Source organism: Winogradskyella sp. (assembly GCF_028282165.1).
Lineage (GTDB): Bacteria > Bacteroidota > Bacteroidia > Flavobacteriales > Flavobacteriaceae > Winogradskyella.
Genome location: NZ_JANQIM010000019.1, coordinates 1 through 22,181, shown reverse-complemented (window position 1 = coordinate 22,181; position 22,181 = coordinate 1). Strand labels below are relative to the sequence as shown.

Annotated in this window: 23 protein-coding genes; 15 read left to right on the top strand and 8 right to left on the bottom strand. The window is 35.0% G+C overall.

The genetic code is table 11. From position 1 onward, the window contains the following. Positions 1 to 27: 27 nt before the first annotated feature. From Q0972_RS08180 to Q0972_RS08155, 6 genes are all read left to right on the top strand, one after another. Positions 28 to 720, top strand: a complete 693-nt coding sequence (locus Q0972_RS08180; RefSeq protein WP_299364692.1) for a TetR/AcrR family transcriptional regulator — start codon at positions 28 to 30, stop codon at positions 718 to 720. Next, positions 707 to 2,368 (top strand): peptidase domain-containing ABC transporter, encoded by a 1,662-nt coding sequence (locus Q0972_RS08175; RefSeq protein WP_299364689.1) that lies wholly within the window; start codon positions 707 to 709, stop codon positions 2,366 to 2,368. Before Q0972_RS08180 ends, Q0972_RS08175 begins: the two co-directional genes overlap by 14 nt. A gap of 11 nt (positions 2,369 to 2,379) precedes the next feature. Beyond that, the gene (locus Q0972_RS08170) at positions 2,380 to 3,735 is read left to right on the top strand and encodes an HlyD family efflux transporter periplasmic adaptor subunit (RefSeq protein ID WP_299364686.1); all 1,356 of its coding nucleotides are present in this window, start codon (positions 2,380 to 2,382) and stop codon (positions 3,733 to 3,735) included. Between the two features lie 3 nt (positions 3,736 to 3,738). After that, positions 3,739 to 5,142: a TolC family protein gene (locus tag Q0972_RS08165; protein ID WP_299364684.1), complete on the top strand. Its 1,404-nt coding sequence runs from the start codon at positions 3,739 to 3,741 to the stop codon at positions 5,140 to 5,142. A gap of 264 nt (positions 5,143 to 5,406) precedes the next feature. After that, on the top strand, positions 5,407 to 6,759 hold the full coding sequence (gene murC, locus Q0972_RS08160) for a Mur ligase domain-containing protein (RefSeq protein ID WP_299364682.1): 1,353 nt from the start codon (positions 5,407 to 5,409) through the stop codon (positions 6,757 to 6,759). A 120-nt stretch (positions 6,760 to 6,879) separates the two neighbouring features. Further along, on the top strand, positions 6,880 to 7,521 hold the full coding sequence (locus Q0972_RS08155; RefSeq protein WP_299364680.1) for a hypothetical protein: 642 nt from the start codon (positions 6,880 to 6,882) through the stop codon (positions 7,519 to 7,521). Between the two features lie 12 nt (positions 7,522 to 7,533). On the opposite strand, the gene Q0972_RS08150 is transcribed toward Q0972_RS08155, so the two are convergent. From Q0972_RS08150 to Q0972_RS08140, 3 genes are all read right to left on the bottom strand, one after another. After that, complete coding sequence (locus tag Q0972_RS08150; RefSeq protein WP_299364679.1) at positions 7,534 to 7,992, bottom strand: hypothetical protein; 459 nt, start codon at positions 7,990 to 7,992, stop codon at positions 7,534 to 7,536. Positions 7,993 to 8,064: 72 nt separating this feature from the next. Beyond that, a complete protein-coding gene (locus Q0972_RS08145; RefSeq protein WP_299364677.1) occupies positions 8,065 to 8,532 on the bottom strand; it encodes a Crp/Fnr family transcriptional regulator in 468 nt (155 codons plus the stop codon). Between the two features lie 24 nt (positions 8,533 to 8,556). After that, a complete protein-coding gene (locus Q0972_RS08140) occupies positions 8,557 to 9,453 on the bottom strand; it encodes a dienelactone hydrolase family protein (RefSeq protein WP_299364676.1) in 897 nt (298 codons plus the stop codon). A 270-nt stretch (positions 9,454 to 9,723) separates the two neighbouring features. Here Q0972_RS08140 and Q0972_RS08135 point away from each other — a divergent pair, with 270 nt between their 5' ends. Next, positions 9,724 to 11,352 carry a hypothetical protein gene (locus Q0972_RS08135; protein WP_299364674.1) on the top strand — a complete coding sequence of 543 codons (1,629 nt, stop codon included), beginning with the start codon at positions 9,724 to 9,726 and terminating at the stop codon, positions 11,350 to 11,352. A gap of 143 nt (positions 11,353 to 11,495) precedes the next feature. On the opposite strand, the gene Q0972_RS08130 is transcribed toward Q0972_RS08135, so the two are convergent. After that, positions 11,496 to 12,086, bottom strand: a complete 591-nt coding sequence (locus Q0972_RS08130; RefSeq protein ID WP_299364672.1) for an FMN-binding negative transcriptional regulator — start codon at positions 12,084 to 12,086, stop codon at positions 11,496 to 11,498. Positions 12,087 to 12,165: 79 nt separating this feature from the next. After that, positions 12,166 to 12,615, bottom strand: coding sequence for a DUF1569 domain-containing protein (locus Q0972_RS08125; protein ID WP_367182399.1), 450 nt, complete (start codon positions 12,613 to 12,615; stop codon positions 12,166 to 12,168). Positions 12,616 to 12,669: 54 nt separating this feature from the next. On the opposite strand from Q0972_RS08125, the gene radC reads away from it, so the two are divergent. Genes radC through Q0972_RS08105 form a run of 4 tightly spaced genes read left to right on the top strand, consistent with a single transcriptional unit; the run spans position 12,670 to position 16,137 of the window. Continuing rightward, the gene (gene radC / locus Q0972_RS08120; protein WP_299364670.1) at positions 12,670 to 13,368 is read left to right on the top strand and encodes a DNA repair protein RadC; all 699 of its coding nucleotides are present in this window, start codon (positions 12,670 to 12,672) and stop codon (positions 13,366 to 13,368) included. Continuing rightward, the gene (locus Q0972_RS08115; protein WP_299364668.1) at positions 13,368 to 14,663 is read left to right on the top strand and encodes a polysaccharide deacetylase family protein; all 1,296 of its coding nucleotides are present in this window, start codon (positions 13,368 to 13,370) and stop codon (positions 14,661 to 14,663) included. The genes radC and Q0972_RS08115 overlap by 1 nt, the downstream gene beginning before the upstream one ends. Then, positions 14,660 to 15,346, top strand: coding sequence for a YjjG family noncanonical pyrimidine nucleotidase (locus tag Q0972_RS08110; RefSeq protein ID WP_299364666.1), 687 nt, complete (start codon positions 14,660 to 14,662; stop codon positions 15,344 to 15,346). The genes Q0972_RS08115 and Q0972_RS08110 overlap by 4 nt, the downstream gene beginning before the upstream one ends. Further along, a complete protein-coding gene (locus tag Q0972_RS08105) occupies positions 15,343 to 16,137 on the top strand; it encodes a hypothetical protein (protein WP_299364665.1) in 795 nt (264 codons plus the stop codon). The genes Q0972_RS08110 and Q0972_RS08105 overlap by 4 nt, the downstream gene beginning before the upstream one ends. A gap of 13 nt (positions 16,138 to 16,150) precedes the next feature. On the opposite strand, the gene Q0972_RS08100 is transcribed toward Q0972_RS08105, so the two are convergent. Next, positions 16,151 to 17,428 (bottom strand): replication-associated recombination protein A, encoded by a 1,278-nt coding sequence (locus tag Q0972_RS08100; RefSeq protein ID WP_299364663.1) that lies wholly within the window; start codon positions 17,426 to 17,428, stop codon positions 16,151 to 16,153. A gap of 105 nt (positions 17,429 to 17,533) precedes the next feature. On the opposite strand from Q0972_RS08100, the gene Q0972_RS08095 reads away from it, so the two are divergent. Further along, complete coding sequence (locus Q0972_RS08095) at positions 17,534 to 18,277, top strand: rhomboid family intramembrane serine protease (RefSeq protein WP_299364661.1); 744 nt, start codon at positions 17,534 to 17,536, stop codon at positions 18,275 to 18,277. Between the two features lie 81 nt (positions 18,278 to 18,358). Here the strand turns inward: Q0972_RS08095 and rlmB are convergent, their stop codons facing one another. Together rlmB and Q0972_RS08085 are read right to left on the bottom strand one after the other, a co-directional pair. Further along, complete coding sequence (gene rlmB / locus Q0972_RS08090; protein WP_299364659.1) at positions 18,359 to 19,096, bottom strand: 23S rRNA (guanosine(2251)-2'-O)-methyltransferase RlmB; 738 nt, start codon at positions 19,094 to 19,096, stop codon at positions 18,359 to 18,361. Positions 19,097 to 19,121: 25 nt separating this feature from the next. After that, positions 19,122 to 20,732: a POTRA domain-containing protein gene (locus Q0972_RS08085; protein WP_299364658.1), complete on the bottom strand. Its 1,611-nt coding sequence runs from the start codon at positions 20,730 to 20,732 to the stop codon at positions 19,122 to 19,124. Positions 20,733 to 21,008: 276 nt separating this feature from the next. Between Q0972_RS08085 and rpsL the strand changes: the two genes are divergently transcribed. From rpsL to Q0972_RS08070, 3 genes are all read left to right on the top strand, one after another. Beyond that, positions 21,009 to 21,383 (top strand): 30S ribosomal protein S12, encoded by a 375-nt coding sequence (gene rpsL / locus Q0972_RS08080; protein WP_008269190.1) that lies wholly within the window; start codon positions 21,009 to 21,011, stop codon positions 21,381 to 21,383. Positions 21,384 to 21,431: 48 nt separating this feature from the next. Continuing rightward, positions 21,432 to 21,908, top strand: coding sequence for a 30S ribosomal protein S7 (gene rpsG / locus Q0972_RS08075; protein WP_299364656.1), 477 nt, complete (start codon positions 21,432 to 21,434; stop codon positions 21,906 to 21,908). Between the two features lie 8 nt (positions 21,909 to 21,916). Next, positions 21,917 to 22,181: GTP-binding protein (locus Q0972_RS08070; RefSeq protein WP_299364654.1), on the top strand; the 265-nt coding region annotated here is incomplete at its 3' end.

Genomic DNA, 22,181 nt, shown 5'->3' with positions numbered 1-22,181 from the left:
TTATATTTGCAATCTAAAATTTTAAGTATGATAAATTTACTATCAAATTTAAAGATTGCAGTGCCTGATAAAATCTATATTAAAGATCCGGAGTCGTCAGATTTGGGCAAACGGATTATTGAACATAGCATTTTGCTTATAGATGAAATCGGCTTCGACAGTTTTACATTTAAGAAGCTAGGAGCCAAAATTGGTTCTAACGAAAGCTCCATTTATCGTTATTTTGAAAGCAAGCACAAATTGCTCCTTTATTTAACGTCTTGGTATTGGGCTTGGATAGAATACCAACTGGTTTTTGCTACCCATAATGTGCCAGACAATAAAGAACAACTGTTTAAAGCTATAGAAGCAGTAACCCGCACTATTAAAGAAGATATTACCTATACGCATATCAATGAAGTTATTCTAAACAGAATTATCATCAATGAATATTCAAAATCTTACTTAACCAAAGAAGTTGATAGTGAAAACAAAGAAGGTTACTTTGTGGTTTACAAAAGACTTATTAAACGGCTGAGTGAAATTATTAACAAGGTTAACTCAGACTACGAGTTCCCCTCTAGTTTAGCCAGTACTATAGTAGAAGGTGCGCTACATCAGCATTTTTTAAAGGTGCATTTTAGTTCTATCACAGACTGTGGTAAGGATGTTACGCCTACACAATTCTTTATTAATCTAACCCAAAACGTATTAAAGACAACAACAAATGGATCAAAATAAACCTCTTTTAACACCTTGGCAACGCTTTGTAGGTATTTTGAAGCTAGAGCGAAAAGACATTACCCAGGTTTTGTATTATGCTGTGTTTTCAGGACTCATAGCATTGACACTTCCTTTAGGAATTCAGGCAATTATTAACCTTATTCAAGGTGCTCAGGTAAGTACATCATGGATTATACTTGTCATACTTGTTACATTGGGCGTGGCATTCGTTGGTGTTCTGCAATTGATGCAGATGCGTATTATAGAAACGATTCAGCAACGTATTTTTATGAGAGCATCGTTTGAGTTTACTTATAGGTTTCCAAAAATAAGGATGGATGAGTTGGTAAATTATTATCCGCCAGAATTGGCTAATCGTTTTTTCGACGTCCTCAACATTCAGAAAGGGCTGGCCAAGCTCTTATTGGATGTACCAGCAGCAGCCCTGCAGATAGTCTTTGCGTTGATTCTATTATCACTGTATCATCCATTTTTTATTGCATTTGGTATTCTATTGATCGTATTGATATACATTGTATTTAAGTACACTATAGAACGAGGTATGGTAACTAGTTTAAAAGAATCTAAACAAAAATATAAAGTAGCCCACTGGATACAGGAAGTAGCGCGTTCAATCATCAGTTTTAAAATGTCGGGAAAAACTACAATGGCATTAAGCAAGAACGATTATTTGGTAGATGGTTATTTAAAAGATCGTGAAAATCATTTCAAAATTTTGGTACTTCAATTTATTCAAATGATTGGTTTTAAGGTTATTGTTACGGCAGGACTTTTGATTATTGGAGGTTTGTTAGTACTAAGCCAGGAAATGAACATTGGTCAGTTTGTTGCTGCTGAGATTATCATTTTATTAATAATTACTTCAGTCGAAAAACTAATCTTAGGTTTAGAATCTTTCTATGATGTGTTGACATCTTTAGAGAAAATGGGACAAGTGGTCGATAAAAAAATTGAAAGTCAAGAAGGTGAAGATCCAGTTTTTACAGAAGATTTTAATATTCAACTCGACAACGTGACCTACACAGTCCCCGACAGGTCTATGCCAATATTAAAAGATATTTCGCTAAGTATTAAGGCAAAGAGCAGAGTTTTGGTTCGCGGTGCTAGCGGTGCAGGAAAATCAAGCTTATTGAGATTAATTGCTGGTATTATTAAGCCTACTGATGGCGTTATTTATCTTAATGATGTCAACTTAAAGAGTATTCATACCAATAGATATCGCTATAATTTAGGAGTATCATTAGCGGATGAAACACCGTTTGAAGGAACCATAAAAGATAATATAACGTTTGGAGATCCCGATATCTCGCCAGATGAAGTCAGGGAGGCATTAAGAAACGTTAGACTATCAGAATATATCAAGGATACAGAAAAAGGTCTGGACACCATTATTTATCCTGAAGCAAAACAAACCTCGTATACCGTAGCTAAAAAATTAATTTTGGCTCGAGCTATCGTACGCAAACCCAAATTACTATTATTAGAAGATCCTCTAGAGCATTTTGAAAGAGAAGAAGCCCAAGAACTTATAAAGTTTTTAACGGACGACTCTAACCCATGGACACTCATCGTTGTTAGTTTTAATAATGATTGGGCAAGTGAGTGTACGGATACCGTTACCTTAAAAAGAGGTCAAATCGTTTAAAGCAAAATATCATGTTAAATATATCTAGAAACCCACTGAATAAAACGGTCGACTTAACAAAGTATAAGTCTTCAAAACATGTTTTTAATAAGGATTATTACAAGCAGTCTAAAAGATTTTTAACTGGTTTTGCAATCGTATGTCTCGTTATCTTGTTTTTGCCTTGGACACAAAATATTTCTGGTAGAGGACAAGTCACCTCACTTACGCCAGAGCAGCGACCTCAAACCATACAATCTCCAATACCTGGAAGTATTCAGAAGTGGTATGTCCGAGAAGGCCAAACCGTAAAAAAAGGGGATACTATTATGCAGATTGCAGAGATTAAAAGTGAGTATTTCGACCCTAATTTGGTAGAGCGAACCCAACAACAGCGGGATGCAAAGGAGTTTTCTGCAAAGTCATACGAAGAAAAAGTAAGAGCACAAGATGTACGAATAGGAGCATTAATAAACGAACGAAAATTGAAACTAGAGCAAGCCGACAATAAACTAGCACAAGCTAAGCAAAAGGTAAAAGCAGATAGTATTGATTTAGTAGCAGCACGTACCAACTTAAGGATTGCTCAAATTAAATATAATCGTGCAGATTCTTTGTTTAAAGATGGTTTTGTGGCCAGAAAAAATTTAGAAGATGCCGCAATTAAACTTCAGGAAACACAAGCGAAAGAAACCTCGCAAGAAGCCAAGCTATTGGTAAGTAAAGCTGATGTAACTAATGCAAAATTGGAAATAAATCGTGTAAAACAAGAGTTTTCTGATAAAATATCTAAGGCACGAAGTGAGAAATTCTCAGCACAGTCCAGTCAATTTAGCACTGAGGCCGATGTGCAAAAGTTAGAAAATCAGGTAGCAAACTACGAATTAAGACGAGATATGCTTTATATCACTGCGCCTTATGATGGTTTTATAAATACTGCATTTCGCGGTGGCGTTGGTCAAACCTTTAAAGAAGGTGAAGAACTTGTAGGGATAATACCAGAAAATATTGATTTAGCTGTGGAAACCTTTGTACGGCCAATTGATTTACCATTAATACATCCGGGCGAAAAAGTACGAATTCAGTTCGATGGATGGCCAGCAATTATTTTTAGTGGATGGCCTAATGTATCTTATGGTACCTATGGTGCAGAGGTCGTAGCCGTAGAGCGTTTTATAAGTGCTAACGGAAGATTTAGGGTATTATTAAAACCAGATCCAGAAGATCATCCTTGGCCTGAAGAAATTAGGGCAGGTTCGGGAGCGTTTACCATGGCCTTGTTAGAAGATGTGCCTATCTGGTTTGAGTTATGGCGACAGCTAAACGGTTTCCCGCCCAATTATTATCAACCTGAAGGCACCGATAGTTCCAAAAAAGCCAAAAAATAAATTATGAAGTATCTAAGCACACTACTTTTCATAGTTGTTAGTTTTTCAAGTTTTGGACAGACCGACAGTATTACCGAAATACTTCGGTTTGATGAATACTTAGGCTACGTGAAAAAGTTTCATCCAATTGTAAAACAGGCTGAGCTGGTCATTGACGAAAGTCAGGCAGAACTCCTTAGATCGAGAGGAGCCTTTGATCCAAAGTTTGAAGTCGATTACGACCGAAAAAAGTTTAAAGGGACGGAGTATTACGACAGGCTTAACGGTATGTTTAAAATCCCAACATGGTATGGTATAGAGCTAAAAGCCACCTTTGAAGAAAATTCAGGTGATTTCTTAAATCCTGAAGCTTTTGTGCCAGACGATGGCTTATATTCTGCAGGAATAAAAGTTCCAGTGGCACAAGGGTTATTGATCAATGACCGAATGGCATCCTTAAAACAAGCAAAATTGTTTAGGGAACAAGCCAAAGCAGACAGGGATATCTTTGTCAACAATATTTTGTTTGAAGCCTCAATGGCCTATTTTAAATGGTTGCAAGCATATAATGAATTGCTGTTATTTCAGAATTTCCTAACCAATGCAGAACAGCGATTCCGAGGTGTGGAACGTGGTGCAGAAGTTGGTGAACGTGCTCAAATTGATGTGGTTGAAGCCAGAATAGCCATTAATCAGCGTCGTTTAAGCTTAGAGCAATCGCGTGTAAAATTGTTAAAAGCGGCGTTAGAACTATCGACATTTTTATGGTTAGAAAATAATATACCTGTAGAACTACAACCCAATGTAGTACCAGATGTTAATTCTGAACCAATTATTGATACTACTTTTAATATCAATCAATTACGAGATAATGAAACCATTATTGACGCACATCCCAAAATGATTTCTTTAGATTACAAGTTGCAAAGCCTAGAAGTTGATACGAGGCTGAAGGCAAATAAGCTGTTACCTAAAGTGGATGTAGAATATAACTTTTTAACAGAAGTGCCAGACGTTGCAAGATCTTTTAATACGGCTGAGTACAAAGGAGGTCTTAACATTAGTTTTCCATTGTTTTTGCGAAAGGAGCGTGGCGATTTAAGATTGGCAAAGCTTAAAATGCAGGATACCGAATTTGAAATTGATGCCACAAGGGTAAATCTCCTTAACAAAATTAATGCCTTGCAGCAGGAACTGGATTCGTATGTGCTACAAAATGATATTACACAACAAATGGTAACCGATTCTGAACGTTTGTTATTTGCAGAAGAACGGAAATTTCAATTAGGGGAGAGCTCTTTATTTCTTGTCAACTCGCGCGAATCCAAGCTTATTGATAGTCAGTTAAAGGCCATAGCTATTGAGTTTAAGTTCTTTAGTACCAAAGCAAAGTTGTTTAATAGTTTATCGGTTAATCCAGAGTTATAGAATTGAGTTGATGCTTTAGAGGTGTAACTTCCTTGAAAACATTTGAAAAAGAACTGGATGTTATTGCAAGGATCCCTATAGCTATTGGAAGACCAAGCAATCTTTTTAATTTGAAACTAAAATTCAAAAAGATTGCCACACTGCGTTCGCAATGACTAACAGAATGGTTTTTCTTGTACCTTATTGTGCAATAACTTTCAGAATTTAGTTCATTGGATTTGGAATTTGATTTCTGTAGGTTGATATTTGTTGTAAAGCAAAACTATGAACGTACATTTTATTGCTATTGGTGGTGCGGCTATGCACAATTTGGCCTTGGCACTTCATAATAAAGGCTATAGGGTAACTGGAAGCGATGATGAAATTTTTAACCCTTCAAAGTCGCGATTAGAAGTCAAAGGCTTATTGCCTGAAGCGTTTGGATGGTACCCAGAGAAGATCACTTCAGATTTAGATGCCATCGTTTTGGGTATGCATGCCAAAGCTGATAATCCTGAGTTGTTGAAAGCCCAAGAGTTAGGTCTAAAAATCTATAGTTATCCAGAGTTTATATACGAACAAGCCAAAGACAAAACACGCGTAGTTATTGGTGGTAGTCATGGTAAAACCACAATCACTTCCATGATTTTACACGTAATGCATTATCACGATCGCGATGTGGATTATATGGTTGGTGCGCAGTTAGAAGGTTTTGATGTGATGGTAAAGTTGACCGATGACAATGACTTTATAGTTTTGGAAGGTGATGAGTATTTAAGTTCTCCCATAGACAGACGGCCAAAGTTTCATTTGTATAAGCCTAATATTGCCTTATTAAGTGGCATCGCTTGGGATCATATTAATGTATTTCCAACCTACGAAAATTATGTTGAGCAATTTGAAATCTTTATTGATTCCATTGTTTTAGGCGGAAGTATTAATTATAACGAAGAAGATGCAGAGGTAAAGCGTGTGGTAGAAGCTTCGGAAAATCAAATACGAAAGATACCTTACAGCACACCGGAATATACCGTTGAAGATGGAGACACCTTATTGGAAACTCCAGAAGGACCAATGCCAATTGAAGTTTTTGGTGCACATAACTTAAATAATCTGGCTGGTGCCAAGTGGATCTGCCAGCATATGGGCATTGATGAGGATGACTTTTACGAGGCTATATCTACTTTTAAAGGCGCAAGCAAACGGTTGGAAAAAATTGCAGAAAATTCTAAAAGTGTAGCTTATAAAGACTTTGCGCATTCACCAAGCAAGGTAGAGGCCACGACGAAAGCGGTTAAGGAACAATATAGCGATAGAGCGCTGGTTGCCTGTTTGGAGTTGCATACCTACAGTAGTTTAAATGCGGAATTTTTAAAGGAATACAAAGGCGCTTTAGATGCTGCTGATGTTGCAGTGGTATTCTATTCTCCACATGCCGTTCAAATTAAAAAATTGGAAGAAGTCACACATGAGCAAATTGCTAGTGCATTTCAGCGCGATGATCTTATTATTTATACCAACCCAGACGATTTTAAAGACTTCTTATTCTCCCAGAGTTTTGAAAATAAATCATTGCTCTTAATGAGCTCAGGTAATTATGGTGGTTTGGATTTTGATGAGGTTAACAGATTGTTTTAAATTGAATCTCACATTACTTTACACAATAAACTAATATGTAGAACGTTATTTAATCAGTTTAACCAACCTTAAAAAGATAAAGCATCACTACGTTTCAAGTTATAATCAATCACAATAATCATGAAACGAACAGTTTATCTCTGCTTTATTGCTTTAATCACTTTTTCTTGCTCCACCACTGACAATAACCAAGATGCACAAGATGCTGACTCTAATTTTTATGCATTAACCGTTGGCAACCAATGGATCTACAAAAACTACAAGTACAACTCTACTACTCAAACCTATGATGAGACTGGTGTTATAGATTCAGTAAGTATTGTCGGCACTGAAGTATTAAATGATGAAATCTACTATAAGTTTAGGCGCTGGACTACCGGTAACGAAACAGGCATTGCCTTATGTAATCCTAACGGTGAGCATTTTGAGTTGTTAAGGGATTCTTTAGGGTATTTGATACGCGATGATGGCAGTATAAAATATGCCAACAATAATTTTTCGGCTAGAATACTGAGTTCGGCAGATTGGGGAATCGTTTATGATCAGCTTATCGCTTTAGATAATGAAATTACAGTAGAGGCAGGTAGTTTTATCAGTACCTACTCGCAACGCTATGCTATTTTAAATGATGGTGTTCAGTCACCTGGATTGGATCATTTTTATTATGCTGATGGTTATGGACTCATTTATGATACGTCGTCTTTTGTTAGTGAAGACATTCCGTTTATAATAAGACGGCTAGACTCTTACTCAATAGAATAGTAATAAACAATTTTACAAACTATTAGTTACTGCTTTCGTTTTAAAATAAGCGTAAAAGCTAAGTATTATCGCCAATGACGACACAATAGTCATTACAGTACCTGGCATAAACTTTACGTAGCCGCCCAAATCCATAAATAGAAAATAACCTAAGTCGGCTAAACCACCAGTTATCGCGGCTAAGAAAATGGCATTTTTATTGCCTTTCCAAACGTAAAAAGCGGAAATAAAAGTCACAATGCCAATCCAAAATAGGTTAAAACCATGCTGCCCAATAATAGCTCCTGCAGCTTTTGGATAATCTGTTTTTAGAGATGCTGGATCTACAGCATCCGCTATTCCGGCAACTGAAGCGGTGATATCATCAATTAATATACCTCGCATAGTCATAACACCAGCAAGCACATGGACAAGTCCCCAAATAATCCAAAGCATTGTAGAAATCTTGAACAGTAGTGATAGGTTTTTCATTTTGAAGAAAATTTATTCAATCAAAAATGGGATAACCGATTCACTTATGCATTAATCTAGATTAAGAAGTGATTATTTTTTTAAATGTTTACGTTTTATGGTACTCAACGCTTCAGGTGTAATTCCTAAGTAAGAAGCGATCATTTTTTGAGGGACGCGCTGTATGATGTTTGGATAGGTTTCCAAAAAATGGGCATAGCGCTCTTTAGCCGAGAAGCTCATAAGCATAATAATTCTCTTTTGTAAAACAGCGAGTCGCTTAACCAAAGGTTTTATATTTTGATGTTCTTTGGAAATGTCTTTTTCATGGACTGTAACAATAGAATCTTCAAGGGCATCGATGAATAAATCACAGGGCACTTCGGGGGGCAGGTTGTCAGCAATGGTCCAGTTTTCTGGTGCAAAAATGAAAATATGTTCTTTTCCTTTTTCATCGATACTATAACCTCTCAACAATCCCTCATGAACATGATAAATTTTAGAATTTAACTCACCAGTTCGTTGAACAAGCTCACCTTTTTTTATTGTTTTACGATTCATTAAAATCCGAAGAGAAATTTTAAACTAGTCAAGTTTATTTAAGTGCTTATTAAAAAAGGCAATGGTTCTATCCCAAGATAGCTGTGCTGCTTCTTTATCATAACGCGGTGTGGTATTATTATGAAAACCGTGATTAACGCCTGGATAGATATACGCCTCATATTCAATGTTATTATCCTTTAGTACTTTTTCAAATGCTGGCCAACCAGCATTTACTCTGGTGTCTAATTCACCGTATTGGAGTAAAAGTGGGGCTTTTATTTTTTTAGCATCTTCAGCTTCAGGCTGTCTACCATAATAGGGCACTGCGGCACCAAGATTAGGTAAGCGTACAGCCATCATATTTGAGATCCAACCACCAAAACAAAAACCAACAACACCTACTTTACCATTACAATCCTTATGGTTTTTTAAATATTCGTAAGCTGCAATGAAGTCTTCGAGCATCTTGTTTCTATCACGTTTTTTTTGCATGGCTCTACCATCATCATCATTACCTGGGTAGCCACCTAAAGGTGATAAGGCATCTGGGGCAAAAGATATAAAGTTTGCTTTTGCAACACGCCTGCCAACATCTTCTATGTAAGGATTGAGCCCACGATTTTCATGGACCACAACAACACCCGCTAATTTTTCATCATGCGCTTTGGGCTTAGATAATAAACCTTTAATAGTTCCACCGCCTTTTGGGGATTCATAGTCGATAAAACTAGAATCTAAGGTTGGGTCATCTGGTTTTACTAAAAGCGTATCGATATAATTTGGGGACATAAAACTTAGTAAAGACGATACAGTTAGACCTCCAACAGCATAAATAGATAGCTTTTCAACAAATTGACGTCGGTTGAGTTTGTTATGTGCATAGTCATCGTAAAGATCAAAAACTTCTTGTGTAATGTCTTCCTTTTTAATTTCCTTCATTTTTAGCGGTTTAAAGATTGCTCCTTAAAGTTATTTATTTTCTAAAAACTTTTAAAAAAATTCTAAGCTTTTGATGTGATGCTATAGTTACGACTACTTGGATTTTATAACAAGAATTTACTATTCTTAAGAAGAACGATTCTTTTTTAAATAGTATTAAGTGCTTTTTAAGTTTTACAAAAAAATAACATCATATGCTTACTTTGAGATTTTTAAAAAGTTAGCTTTAATTCATGTAAATATGAATCCTAATATTAATTATTCCTAAATATGAAAATTATTTTAGTTAAAGACAAAATAATATTTGTAGTAACTTTATTAGTATTGTTCAGTCTAAATGGTCAAGAAATAAAAAAGGAAGACTATTTTTTTAATGTAATGTTATGGAGGGAATACAAGAATTTGCAACAAGATATATGGTATACGCATGGAGAATTTATATTGAAAGAAATCGAATCAAATTCAAAACTAAGCGAAAAACATTCTCCAATAGTTTATAAGCATATAAAAGAAAAATCGAGTACTCCTCTTGATTTATATGGTTATGATGATTTTAATGTTTTAAAAAAATCTAAAAAGACAAGAACATATAAATTATTAAATAATATTTTGTGTCAGTCAAACTATGTTCCTCTTAATAATGAAGACATAGAAAAGATGAGATTACTTGAATTTCCTAAAGATTTAATAGATAAGCTTATACTAACTAACTCCTTAAGATATTTACTTCATAATAATGGATGGTATTTTTTCAATAATAATTATGGAAAGAATTACAGAGAAATTAATAGATACTTGTATGGCGTTTTTACTAAAACAAATTTTGAAAAAATTAACTGGGGGTTTGTTAGTAGTAAAATAGATAAAATTAGAGCTGGTAAATATAATAGAAATTTAAAATATTGGCCAATAACTACATATGATACTAATAAGCTAAAATTAAATTCACTAATTCAGCAAAGTTCTATTGATTCGTGGAAAGATAAATATGTAATATCCTATCATTTAGTCAATTTCCATTTTAACAACATGACTTATCCTAATATCGATGAGATTGTAGAAGATAAGAAACTGTTAATAATTTTTTCAAACTTAAGTCAGACTTCAGATAAACAAAGAGAGTTGTTCAGTAAAAAAGTAGGTGATTATATCGAAAACTCTAATAAAGAAAAAATAGTAGATAGATATTGCATTGTTGCTAGTAATGGATTTGATAGCTGGTGGAATTATATCATAGAAAATTATAAATTGAGTGAAATAAATGATGTTTTCTATAAAAAGATATATTCGGATTTAGTAGTATTAAAACAGAGAACCGCTGCATTTTGCTATTTAGAATATTCCGATTATAAAGTAAGAGTCAGAAAAATGAGTCAAATCGGTATTGGTTCTCCAAAGTTCCAACCAATGGGGGCAAAATTCTTCACTCGGATAAATGAAATCCCTTATGAGATTACTGATCTAAATTCAACAAAAATTATGGAGCTTATCGAAATCGAAAGCGCTCTTAGTAAATCAATGGTAGATATTCATGGCGTTGATGATTCTTCAAAGACCGTTAAAGAAATGAGTTCTAATTTTTTTGAGTTCATAACTACTCCATATAGCTATATTCCCCATAATGCATCAAAAAGTGAAGCAGAAAGAATCAAAAAAAGTAATGATAATACTAGAAGGGCATATGGGAAGTTTACTATGAATTTTTTCAAATATATAGGAACAAGTTACCTTAAGAATGAGGTTGTAAAGGAATACCGTAGTGTACAGAACTACTGGTTAAATTCTTTATATGATGTATACTCATACAATCTTACTAGGGTTATTACAAATGAGCATAGCCAACATGCTAGAGGTATGAAAGATGAAAGGATTTATGAGGAGTGGGATAAATTATTCTAATTTGATGTTTGTTAAAAATAATTAGTTGGTTTAAAACTAAAGTTTAGTCAAACAAGGAATATAATTGTACATTAATTAATGATGTACGTTAATTAACAGCAAAACTATCTTATAAGCCAGTCCAAGATTGATGGGAGTTAAGGCTAAAACACACTATCTAAAAACTTTCTTATACTTTCTTGATTGGCTCTTATCAATTCTTCTCTAGCGGCTTTCATGTCGCTTGTTTTTTTATCCTGTGAGAGTTTAAATTTCCCTTCCCAGTGGGTAATATCAATTTCGAACATCTCAATATAGTTGAGGTTAGTATTTAACCGAGGATTGTCGGGCTCCAAAACGTATTTGTGGTCTGGCGCCTCTAAAAACTCGGTCATGGTTATTAAGGATTGTTTTAGAGCTTCTTTACTTTTAATAGCCTTTACGATACCTTTTATATGAACTTTAATATAGTTCCAAGTGGGTAATTGTGTTGTTGAATAGACGGTTGGTGAAATATAGCATTGAGGGCCACCAAAAATAATAGTAACCTTATGATCATCTTTGAGCAATTGGGCTTGGGGATTATAAATATCAATATGCCCAATCAATTTTTTTTCCTCATACACCAATGGTAAATGCGTAATAAGTGGTTCATTGTTTTGTACCGAAATGACTGTTGCCAAAGGATAGGTTTTAATGACTTCAATCATATGGTAGATATCGTCATCTTGGTAGTGTTTTCGCGGATACTTCATTTTCTAAACTTACATTATGACACTGAGCCTGTAAAAGTGGGACATAAATTTACTTTAAACTATTGAAACTAATCACTTACTATACACCAAATTGTCTAAAGTGATGATCGAGATGCTTGTACTGCATTTTTCCCCATTGATCTTTGGTCAATTTTCCAAAGGAAGGATGTGGTTGCCATTGGTCTTTTTCACGTTGGGAGTGTAATTCTCCTAAAAGATTAGTAATGGCTTTATATTCTGTGTCAAAATCCTTTTCCTCAGTTATTTTAAAACCTGGAGCTGTTGGCATGTTTTTTCTCCAAGGTTTGTTACTATACATACTTTTCTTAAACAATAAATTCACCAACCAATTGGGCTTAACACCATAATTTTCTTTTTCTAATATAATATTAAGTGGCATTTGGCAATGATGAAGCATTTGCCCTACATTCATTTTTCCCCAAATGGGTTTAGAATCTTTATGAAGCTGCTGAATTCGAGAGGAGATTTCGTCATAGACGCCATCTTCAAAAAAGGATTTTATAGCCATGGAAATAATTAATTTAATTAGTGCATTAAATTTACAATTTTTTATCTTTAAAGCATGTCTTACAAATCGACTTCATTCTCCATAAAAAACTGGTCACAAGATGATCAACCCAGGGAAAAATTAAGAGATAAAGGAAAAACCGCTTTAAGTGATGCAGAGCTCGTAGCCATATTAATTGGTTCGGGTAGCCGAGATGAAAGTGCTGTTGACTTATGCAAACGCATTTTGGCTAGGGTAGATAATAATCTTAATACCCTTGGAAAATTAACCATCAATCAGTTAATGGAATTTAAAGGAATAGGGGAAGCTAAGGCCATTACTATTGCTGCTGCCTTAGAACTAGGGAAGCGACGACGATTAGAAGATGCTTTAAAATTGGAGAAGATAACATCTAGTAGAACTGTTTTTAATATCATGCAACCTATTCTAGGTGAGTTGCCTCATGAGGAGTTTTGGATACTATACCTTAACAACTCGAATAAAATCCTTCACAAAAATCAGTTGAGCAAAGGCGGTATTACAGGAACTTTAGTAGATGTACGTTTAGTACTCAAAAATGCATTAGAAGTAGGTGCTACGTCCTTGATTTTATGCCATAATCATCCTTCGGGCACTTTAAAACCTAGTCAGTCAGATAAGGCTATTACACAGAAATTAAAGTTGGCTTCCGAGAGTTTGGATATTAAGGTTTTAGATCATCTTATTGTAACCGAGAAAGCGTACTTTAGTTTCGCAGACGAAGAATTGTTGTAATGTTATTAGTGTACACGCATAAGATCACACCTCGCTTAAAGTATACATTTAAGCATATATGCAAGCGTATTCTTGGTTTAGAAGTGAAGTTCACATCCAAAGTTGAGGATTTTATAGCGCACAGTAGCTTAAAAATGTCTTATACTAAAAAGCCATTGAGTAGTGAGCTTTATGTACGTAGTAACGAACTATTGTTCGAGCAAGGTCTATCCGATATAGATATTAGCGTACAACAATGGAATGATACCAAAGGCTTTTTCCCAACAAGTGAGCGTAGTGATTTACCTTTCGATATTTTTGCAGCATCGTTCTACTTATTAAGTCGGTATGAAGAATATTTGCCCCATGTAAAAGATGATTATGGAAGGTTTATGGCCAAAGAGAGCTTAGCATTTAAGCATAGGTTTTTAAATCAACCCATTGTAGATATTTGGGCATACAAACTACAGAATGTCCTCAAAAAACGGTTTCCGGATTTTGTATTCTCCGAGCGAAGCTATAAGGTACAGCCTGTTATTGATGTGCCAATGGCCTATTATTTTAGGAAAAAAGGATTATTGCGAACCATAGGAGGAACATTTAGTGATATCGGAAGATTAAGGTTAAGGCAATTGTATCAACGTTATTCTGTTCTTATGGGATTTAAACGCGATCCTTATGATACCTTTAAATGGATAATTACCAAGCAGAAACTATGTGATTTTAAGTTTATGGTGTTCTTCTTAATTGGAGATTATTCTACCTACGATAAGAATATTAGTACTAACAAGAAAGAATTTGTATCGCTCATTAAATCTGTTGCAGATTACAGTGATGTCGGTCTAAAGGCGTCTTATTTTGCTCTTGAAGATATTTCGGTTTTAAAGAAAGAAAAACTAAAGATGGAAACCATTATTAATTCAGAGTTAAAAGCCGTTAGGCATTCGTTTTCCAAGCTAAATCTCCCCAAATCCTATAGAAATCTAATAGAGTTGGAAATTAACCAAGACTTTTCTATGGGTTATGTAGATACATTGGGTTTTAGAGCTGGTACATGTACGCCATTTCAATGGTACGATTTAGATTACGAGGTACAGACACCATTAAAAATAAATCCATATCATTGTTTGGATTTCGCTTTGTTGAAGTATGATTCGCAATTAGATAAATCTGAACACCTACAAAAGCTTATAAATCATATAAAAGCTGTTAACGGAACTTTTGTGCCGATATTTCATAATTATACTTTCGCAGATATAGAACGCTGGAAAGGGTATAGAGCACTTTTTAATTTAATCATAGAGACTGCTGAATGAAAGATAATGTAAAACATGTTTTTTTCGATTTGGATCATACGCTTTGGGACTTTGACAAAAACTCTGGCTTAACATTTAAAAAGATATTTGAGCTTAATAATATAGATGTGGTTTTGAATGAGTTTTTAAAAGTCTATGAGCCTATCAACCTCGACTATTGGAAGCTTTACAGAGAAGAGCGTATCTCTAAAGCAGATCTGCGTTACGGAAGACTAAAAGATGCTTTTAATGCCATAAAAGTTGATGTAGATGATACTACGATCAATCATTTATCCGTGTCTTACATAGAACATCTTACGACCTTTAATCATTTATTTGAAGGAACTATTGAAATTCTCAATTATTTGAGGGGAAAATATCAATTGCATATTATTACTAATGGTTTTGAAGAAGCCCAAGAACGAAAATTGAGAAATTCTGCCATAAAGCACTATTTTAAAACCATAACTAATTCTGAAATGGTAGGTGTAAAAAAACCTAACCCAAAAATTTTTAATTTTGCTTTAGACATTGCCAATGCCAATGCAGAAGAAAGCATAATGATAGGCGATAGTCTTGAAGCAGATATTGAAGGCGCTCAACGCGTTGGAATGGATACTATTTTTTTTAACTGTAGAAACCAAACTTTATCCATACCGTATAAAACCATCAATGAATTAATAGAAATAAAAACATTCTTATGAAGAGAACTATTGTATTAATATTTTTTCTAATAGCTTGTATCGTAAAAGTGGAGTCTCAATCTACAACGCAGCCCTATAAATATATTGTTGTGCCGCTACAATATGGTTTTTTAACAGAAAATGACCAGTATAGATTAAATACACTAACTAGGTATTTATTGAAACAAGAAGGATTTGAGGTGTATTTTGACGAAGGAGAACAACTTCCACAAGATCTTTTCAAAGATAGATGTTTGGCAATGTACGCCGATGTAGACAAGGTAAAAGGAGGATTTTTAAAAACTAAATTAAAAATCTCTTTCAAGGATTGTTTGGGAAAAATAATCTTGGAGTCTGAAGAAGGGTCTACAAAGAAAAAGGATTTGGATGTGGCTTACAAGGATGCTCTACAAAAGGCTTTTGTTACATTAGACTTCTCGAAGATCGAGACCAAAAGTAGAGTGGAAGATACTGTAACTACAGAGCAACCACCAGTGCCAGAAATTGTGGATATTCAAGAAGAGGGAGATTTAGAAGATGATGTGGAAATAGTTGAGAACATAGAGCAATCAATTCAACTTGAAACCAATGAAGAAGAAACAGACATACTTTATGCCCAACCCATGACAAATGGATTTCAGTTGGTAGATACTACGCCAAAAAAAGTTATGTTGCTACTGAAAACAGCAAAATCAAATGTATTCATTGTAAAAGGCAAAGAAGCTATTGTTTATTCTGAAAATGGGAAGTGGATTTACTCTGAAACTACAGAAAAAGGATATAATTCCGTAACGTTAAATATTAAATTCTAAGTATCCTGAACATTTAATAACCGTATTTTTCTTTCCATAACGCTTTTAAATAATTGCGTTGAGCTTGTTCCCTTGTATTATTACCAGGGTTGTATAATCTGGTGTTCTTTATTTCTTCGGGTAAAAATTCGTGTTCAGCAAAATTGTTTTCGTAACTGTGTGCGTATTTATAGTCATCTCCATAACCTAGCTCTTTCATAAGCTTAGTCGGTGCATTTCTTATAGATAAAGGTACTGACAGGTCTCCTGTTTCTCTTACTAACTGTTGTGCTTTGTTAATAGCCTCATAGGCCGCATTACTTTTTGGGGAACTCGCTAAATAAGTGGCACATTGACTTAAAATAATCCGGGATTCAGGATTACCAATGACTGATACAGCTTGGAATGTATTGTTGGCAATAACCAAAGCCGTTGGGTTGGCATTACCAACATCTTCGCTGGCTAAAATTAAAAGACGTCTGGCTATGAATTTTACATCCTCTCCACCTTCAATCATTCGTGCTAAATAATACACTGCTGCATTGGGGTCACTTCCGCGGATCGATTTTATAAAAGCTGAAATGATGTCATAATGCTGTTCGCCTGTTTTGTCGTACCGAGCCGCTTTGTGCTGAACTTGTTTTGCCACAAGTTCATTAGTAATAATGATAGGTTCATTTTCAAATGATGTCACCAATAACTCAAATATGTTAAGTAGTTTTCTGGCATCTCCACCAGAAAGCCTCAATAAAGCTTCGGTGTCCTTTAATTCTATGTTTAGTTTAGAAATAAGCTCATCTTCTTCTATCGCACGCTGAAGTAGCGCTTCTAAATCGGCTTTGCCAAAGGGATTTAAGGTGTAAACCTGACACCTCGAAAGCAAAGCGGAAATCACTTCAAAACTCGGATTTTCGGTAGTAGCACCAATTAAAGTAACCCAACCTTTTTCAACCGCTTCTAAAAGTGAATCTTGTTGCGATTTACTGAAACGGTGAATTTCGTCAATGAACAAAATAGGATTTTTGGCAGTAAACAATCCGCCACTTTTTTTTGCCTTATCTATAACCTCTCTTATATCCTTTACGCCAGAATTTATAGCACTCAACTTATAAAAAGGGCGTTCAGATTCATTGGCAATGATGTGAGCTAGTGTTGTCTTTCCGATTCCAGGAGGACCCCAAAAAATGAGCGAAGGTATAACGCCGCTTTTTATTTGGGCATATAACATACCATCTTCTCCAACCAAATGCTGTTGGCTTAAGTAGTCTTTAAGCGTTTTTGGACGAAGTCGTTCTGCTAAGGGCGTATTCATAATCCAAAATTACAAAATGTGAATGTTAAGGAAAGTGTTTATGACAATATTTCATGGTATGGCGTTTTGGTCATAAATTTGAAGTAAGTCTTTGAAATCTTATGGATGTCTTCTGAGCAGTTTAAATATTCAAATTCAATACTTATCTATCCATTACTCATTGTGTTCTTAATATGGTTGGTGTTTTGGTATCAGATCAATATTGATTATGGTATTAAATCGTTTGGTATTAGACCTCAAAAACTAGAAGGACTTTTAGGTATTTTAACGAGCCCTTTTTTGCACTCAGATATTGATCACCTATATAATAATTCGCTTCCCCTATTGGTATTGTCGTTATCGCTTTTTTATTTCTACAATAAGATTGCTTGGAAGGTTATTCTCTATGGGATTTTATTATCAGGTCTATTGACATGGGTTATCGGTAGGCCAGGAAACCATATAGGCGCAAGTGGACTAATATATGTTTTGGTGAGCTTTATTTTTTTTAAAGGAGTTTTTGCAAAACATTACAGACTCATTGCCCTGTCATTAATGGTTATATTTTTATACGGAAGCATGATTTGGTATGTCTTTCCTATTAAGGATGGGATTTCCTGGGAAGGCCATTTGGGTGGATTAATCTCAGGACTCATCTTTGCCTTGATATTTAGAAAGCAAATTGCTAAACCAGAACGGTACAAATGGCAGCAGCCAGATTATAATGAAGAGGACGACCCTTTTATGAAGCATTTTGATGAAGATGGAAACTTTATTGAGATTCTGCCAGAAGATGAAGTTGAACCCAAATCAGAATTAGAACAAACCACAAGAATCAATTACATTTTTAAGAAAAATAAAGACGAATAAGCTAAAACTCAAACGCTAAATTCCAAAAGATTGCTTTGTGCTTTACATTTCATATTGAATACAGCAAACTACTACTGCCAACTAGAGTCCACGTTGCCTCACGGCTTCATATAAAAAAGCACCGCAAGCCACAGAAACATTCAGTGATGCAATCTCCCCCAAAATAGGAAGCTTCGCTTGTTGATCTACAACTTTTAAAACTGAGGGGTTTATTCCCTTACCTTCAGAACCCATAATAATAGCGCAGGGTTCTTTAAAAGATACATCATAGATATAGTCATTGGCTTTTTCGGTGGCAGCGATAACTTTAATACCTGATGATTGCATATGAAAAATGGCATCCTTTATATGATCAACTTTGCATATTGGTATTTTAAAAATGGCACCAGCACTGGTTTTTATGGTGTCGCCATTTACAGGAGCACCTCCTTTTTTCTGTATAATGATGCCAGAAACGCCAGTGCATTCTGCTGTTCGGACTATAGCACCAAAATTTCTAACATCGCTCAACTGATCCAATAATAGAAACAAAGGTGTCGTGCCAGATTCAAAAGCATTCATTACAAGGTTATCTATAGTATGAAAAGCTATAGGGGAAATTTGCGCTACAGCACCTTGGTGATTGCCTTTGGTAAGGCGGTTCAGTTTTTCAATAGGAACATAAGAGGAATTGATGCCTTCGGACCTAAGCAGTTGTTCAAGCTCTTGAAAAAGTGGACTTCTTACGCCTTTCTGAACAAAAACCTTGTCTATGGTTTCACCTGATTTTATGGCTTCGATTATAGCCCGTATTCCAAAAATTATAGTGTCTTTTTTCATGAGTTGCAAAGGTATAGAAACCTGATTAAAATGTGGCTGTTAAACTTACATGCACCTTGGAGTCCGATAGTCGAAACTGCCTGTTCTCGGATTTTCCACTAGAATAGTTTAATCTAAAGAGACCAGCATTGGTCAATAAGCCTAATCCAAACCCAAAGCCAAAAAGCTTTTCTTCGGCATTGGTGATCTGATTTTCAAAATATGCTGCATCTAAAACCGAGTGTACATATATACTGTTACTTAACCGATAGCGATACTCAGTATTAATAACACCATAAAGATCAGCGACCAAGCTATTTTCCTCAAAACCACGAATTGAATTGATGCCGCCAAATCTAAAGAGCTCGTTATCAAGGTAATCATCAGAAGTCAAGATAGCACCATTCAATCTAATGTAAATGCTGTTCTTGGGATTCAAATTGAAGATCTTGTACGTGTTTAAATTAACAACAGTTTGACTTTGACTACCTAAATCATTTTCTCTATTACCAAATCCAGTTGATAAATCAAACCAAAAGTTTATAGGGAATAATGGATCATAAAATTGTGGCTTTGTGTAATTGTAACCTATAGTATAATAATTAGAGGTATAATCATTTAATATAGAAGTGTTATTATCCAACAGATTTGTAGAATTTGTGGATGTAATTCCAACCGAAATTCTGTGTTGTGCATTGATTTGGTAATTGATTTTTGCATATTGGCTAGCATTAGAAAATGTAGTGTCTTTTCTAAAAATATTCAATCCAACTTGAAGACCAATGGGTGAGCCAAATAAATAAGGTAAATCAGCATCAACTCTAAAGGTTTGCTGATCAATTTCATCACTTTTGTAGAATAAATTTAAGGTTTCACCAAAGTTTAAGTTGTTAATCAGTCTTAGATCCAAATAACCATCAAATTCTATTCTGTTGGTATTCTCGTTGGTGCCAAAACCTAAAAAACCATCAAAATTATTAACACGGTTTTTTTCGACATATAAATATAGGGTTGTAGAGTCTTTTGTAAACAGCACTTCGGGATCTCTTATTTTATTAGCAAAGCGCAAATCTTCCAACAATTCTACCTTGTCTTTGATTTCATTTAAGTTGAAGGTCTTACCAGTTCTTAATTTCATAAATCTTTTAATATAGGATTGCGGAAACTTTTCATAGCCCTTTACAATAATCATATCAATCCGTCTTTTCTGATTAGAGACAATTTTTAAATCTGCTGCTATTAAATCCGAATTTTGCTTTGAAATATTTATAAGTTGAAGCGTAGAAAACGGATCGCCCTGCTCCGCGATTTTTGAATTTAACTCGTCAAGAGAGGGTTCGGCTTGAATTATATCTAGTTCAAAAAAACCATCGCCTTTTACATGACTTATATGTTTTAATAATTCGGTATTGAAAACGGAATCATACCTAATTCGTATGCGATTTATTTTTGTGCCTAAAAAGAATTGAGCTTTGAATAATGTGTCATTTTGCTTAGCTACGGAATCTATTCTAGTGTCTATATAACCTAATCGGGTAAGTTTGTATTTAAGAGTGTCTAGCTCTGATTTAATACTCAAATAATTGACAAACTCCTTTTTGTATGCGATAGAATCAATAACTGCGGTTTTATCCTTACTTTCTGTTTCAACTTTCAAAGTAAGTGATTGACTGAAAGTCTCATTGGCAAAAAGCAATAAAATAACTGTGAGAAATAAGTATTTTTTTTTCGGCATCTTCAGGCTATCCTGATTCTTGTTTCTGTTAATTTTCAATCTAATTTATAACGTAAAAATAGACCATTATATATATGTTAAAAATGAATCCTTCAGTTTCTTTGAAAAATAAATTCTCAACTATTTGAATTATAAATATATATTTCTACCTTTGCAGCCCTCAAAAGTGAGGGTTAACAAATATTTATATAGTAATATATGCCAACAATTTCACAATTAGTACGAAAAGGAAGAGCCAAAATAACCAAGAAGAGTAAATCGGCTGCTTTAGATTCGTGTCCGCAAAGACGTGGTGTATGTACTCGTGTTTACACAACTACTCCTAAAAAACCTAACTCAGCAATGCGTAAGGTAGCAAGGGTGCGTTTAACAAACGGTAACGAGGTTAATGCATACATCGGTGGTGAAGGTCACAACTTACAAGAGCACTCGATAGTATTGGTTAGAGGTGGAAGGGTTAAAGATTTGCCAGGTGTTAGATATCACATCGTTCGTGGTGCATTAGATACAGCAGGTGTTGCTGGTCGTACCCAACGTCGATCTAAGTATGGTGCAAAACGCCCTAAGAAGTAATTAAAGCTAATAGCTAACAGCTAAAGGCTAAAAAACTAAAAAGAAGACATGAGAAAAAGACAAGCGAAAAAAAGACCGCTTTTACCAGACCCAAGGTTTAACGACCAGTTGGTAACACGTTTTGTAAACAACATGATGTGGGACGGTAAAAAGTCTGTGGCGTTTAAAGTATTCTACGATGCTATTGATATTGTAGAAGAGAAAAAGAACAACGAGGAAAAATCAGCGTTAGAGGTATGGAAAGATGCCTTGTCTAACGTAATGCCTCACGTAGAGGTACGTAGCCGTCGTGTAGGTGGTGCTACATTCCAAATCCCAATGCAAATTCGTCCAGATCGTAAAGTATCAACAGCCATGAAGTGGTTGATTGGCTATGCGCGTAAGCGTAACGAAAAATCTATGGCGCAAAAACTTGCTGCTGAAATTTTAGCTGCGGCAAAAGAAGAAGGTGCTGCCGTTAAAAAACGTGTAGATACGCACAAAATGGCTGAAGCAAACAAAGCATTCTCACACTTTAGATTTTAATATATAAAATGGCAAGAGATTTAAAATATACAAGAAATATAGGTATTGCTGCTCATATTGATGCAGGTAAAACAACAACTACTGAGCGTATACTTTACTACACTGGTGTGTCTCATAAAATAGGTGAGGTGCACGATGGTGCAGCGACTATGGACTGGATGGAGCAAGAGCAAGAGCGTGGTATTACGATCACCTCTGCAGCGACTACTTGTTTTTGGAAGTATCCAACAAGCAACGGTCAGCAATTGCCGGACACCAAAGAATACAAGATTA

Excerpts from the sequence above, each read along its gene's own strand:
- Q0972_RS08180 (WP_299364692.1), top strand. The coding sequence starts at position 28 with ATGATAAATTTACTATCAAATTTAAAGATTGCAGTGCCTGATAAAATC.
- Q0972_RS08175 (WP_299364689.1), top strand. The coding sequence starts at position 707 with ATGGATCAAAATAAACCTCTTTTAACACCTTGGCAACGCTTTGTAGGT.
- Q0972_RS08170 (WP_299364686.1), top strand. The coding sequence starts at position 2,380 with ATGTTAAATATATCTAGAAACCCACTGAATAAAACGGTCGACTTAACA.
- Q0972_RS08165 (WP_299364684.1), top strand. The coding sequence starts at position 3,739 with ATGAAGTATCTAAGCACACTACTTTTCATAGTTGTTAGTTTTTCAAGT.
- murC (WP_299364682.1), top strand. The coding sequence starts at position 5,407 with ATGAACGTACATTTTATTGCTATTGGTGGTGCGGCTATGCACAATTTG.
- Q0972_RS08155 (WP_299364680.1), top strand. The coding sequence starts at position 6,880 with ATGAAACGAACAGTTTATCTCTGCTTTATTGCTTTAATCACTTTTTCT.
- Q0972_RS08150 (WP_299364679.1), bottom strand. The coding sequence starts at position 7,992 with ATGAAAAACCTATCACTACTGTTCAAGATTTCTACAATGCTTTGGATT.
- Q0972_RS08145 (WP_299364677.1), bottom strand. The coding sequence starts at position 8,532 with ATGAATCGTAAAACAATAAAAAAAGGTGAGCTTGTTCAACGAACTGGT.
- Q0972_RS08140 (WP_299364676.1), bottom strand. The coding sequence starts at position 9,453 with ATGAAGGAAATTAAAAAGGAAGACATTACACAAGAAGTTTTTGATCTT.
- Q0972_RS08135 (WP_299364674.1), top strand. The coding sequence starts at position 9,724 with ATGAAAATTATTTTAGTTAAAGACAAAATAATATTTGTAGTAACTTTA.
- Q0972_RS08130 (WP_299364672.1), bottom strand. The coding sequence starts at position 12,086 with ATGAAGTATCCGCGAAAACACTACCAAGATGACGATATCTACCATATG.
- Q0972_RS08125 (WP_367182399.1), bottom strand. The coding sequence starts at position 12,615 with ATGGCTATAAAATCCTTTTTTGAAGATGGCGTCTATGACGAAATCTCC.
- radC (WP_299364670.1), top strand. The coding sequence starts at position 12,670 with ATGTCTTACAAATCGACTTCATTCTCCATAAAAAACTGGTCACAAGAT.
- Q0972_RS08115 (WP_299364668.1), top strand. The coding sequence starts at position 13,368 with ATGTTATTAGTGTACACGCATAAGATCACACCTCGCTTAAAGTATACA.
- Q0972_RS08110 (WP_299364666.1), top strand. The coding sequence starts at position 14,660 with ATGAAAGATAATGTAAAACATGTTTTTTTCGATTTGGATCATACGCTT.
- Q0972_RS08105 (WP_299364665.1), top strand. The coding sequence starts at position 15,343 with ATGAAGAGAACTATTGTATTAATATTTTTTCTAATAGCTTGTATCGTA.
- Q0972_RS08100 (WP_299364663.1), bottom strand. The coding sequence starts at position 17,428 with ATGAATACGCCCTTAGCAGAACGACTTCGTCCAAAAACGCTTAAAGAC.
- Q0972_RS08095 (WP_299364661.1), top strand. The coding sequence starts at position 17,534 with ATGTCTTCTGAGCAGTTTAAATATTCAAATTCAATACTTATCTATCCA.
- rlmB (WP_299364659.1), bottom strand. The coding sequence starts at position 19,096 with ATGAAAAAAGACACTATAATTTTTGGAATACGGGCTATAATCGAAGCC.
- rpsL (WP_008269190.1), top strand. The coding sequence starts at position 21,009 with ATGCCAACAATTTCACAATTAGTACGAAAAGGAAGAGCCAAAATAACC.
- rpsG (WP_299364656.1), top strand. The coding sequence starts at position 21,432 with ATGAGAAAAAGACAAGCGAAAAAAAGACCGCTTTTACCAGACCCAAGG.